The 411-nt window shown below is 32.1% G+C and carries 1 protein-coding gene; it reads left to right on the plus strand.

Translation table 11 applies throughout. The features are described from left to right. Positions 1–206: 206 nt before the first annotated feature. Positions 207–411, plus strand: a 205-nt coding sequence (locus tag V7659_RS30930) for a hypothetical protein (RefSeq protein WP_335543821.1), incomplete at its 3' end; no start/stop codon positions are given.

The raw sequence follows: 411 nt of genomic DNA on the forward strand, positions 1-411 counted from the left end.
AAAACAAGTCTACTCATTCAATCAACTCCTTTTTCCTTCTATTATGAAACAATTTTAATTAAAGAAATGGAAAAATTGTGAAATAAAATCGAAATTTGTAGTATAAGCGAGAAGAATATATTATTTATAAGTTGATATGGTATTATCCTTATGCATCCAATAAAATAGTATTTGGAATGATTGTCTATTTTTGGGGGTACAGATAAATGAGAAAGATAATTATTATTGCAGCAGTAGCTGTGATTGGACTTTCTACATACGGAATTTACTACTTTGCTAGGCAAGTTCTAGCTCAAGCTGAAGATATTGAACTTCAAAGACCTGAACGTGACAAATACTTTAAAATGGCCGAAGAAGAAAATGGGGAAGTTCCATGCTACGAATACGGAAAATTGTGCGAGGAGGAAGCTG

This window comes from Neobacillus drentensis, assembly GCF_036966985.1.
In the GTDB taxonomy this organism is placed as follows: Bacteria; Bacillota; Bacilli; order Bacillales; family Cytobacillaceae; genus Neobacillus; species Neobacillus drentensis_E.